Source organism: Phreatobacter aquiterrae (genome assembly GCF_053471285.1).
In genome coordinates this window covers 1-763 of sequence record NZ_JBJPHW010000045.1, presented here as the reverse complement: position 1 = coordinate 763, position 763 = coordinate 1, and the positions used below count along the sequence as shown (strand labels likewise).

Sequence of the window (763 nt, the reverse complement as noted above, 5' to 3'; positions counted from 1 at the left end):
CCGCCGCCAGATCGAACTGATCCGCACGGCCTGGCGCGACAGCAGCAAAGTCTACGGCTACCGGAAGCTCCACGACGACCTCGTGGACATGGGCGAGAACTGCTGTCCGAACCGGGTCGCACGACTGGCGCGGCTCGCCGGCATACGGGCTCAGATCGGGTACAAGCGTCGCCCCGGCATGTACGGAGGCAAGCCGTCCCTGGCCATCGGCAACACGCTCGACCGCCAGTTCGACGTGGAGGCGCCGGACAAGGCCTGGGTGACCGACATCACCTACATCCGCACGCACGAAGGCTTCGCCTACCTGGCGGTCGTGCTCGACCTCTTCTCGCGCCGCATCGTCGGATGGTCGATGCAATCGCGCCAGACGACCAACGTCGTCCTTCAGGCGCTGCTGGCGGCCGTCTGGCGGCGCAAGCCGAAGGGCCGCGTGCTGGTGCATTCGGATCAGGGCAGCCAGTTCACGAGTATGGAGTGGGCATCCTTCCTGAAGCACCACGATCTGGAGCCCTCGATGAGCCGGCGCGGCAACTGCCACGACAACGCGGTGGCCGAGAGCTTCTTCAACCTGCTCAAGCGCGAGCGGATCCGCCGTAAGGTCTACCGGACGCGCGATGAGGCAAGGGCCGACGTGTTCGACTACATCGAGATGTTCTACAATCCGACCCGCAAGCACGCACGAAACGGGATGCTGTCGCCCGTCGAGTTCGAACGGCAGCACAAAGCGCGAGCCGAGGGCGTCTAGAAAACTCGGGGCGGTTCA

Annotated in this window: 1 protein-coding gene; it reads left to right on the top strand. The window is 65.1% G+C overall.

Annotated features, from left to right (window positions below; translation table 11 throughout):
- Nucleotides 1-745, top strand: a 745-nt coding sequence (locus ACJ4V0_RS21520) for an IS3 family transposase (RefSeq protein WP_448301652.1), incomplete at its 5' end; no start/stop codon positions are given.
- Nucleotides 746-763 lie beyond the last annotated feature (18 nt).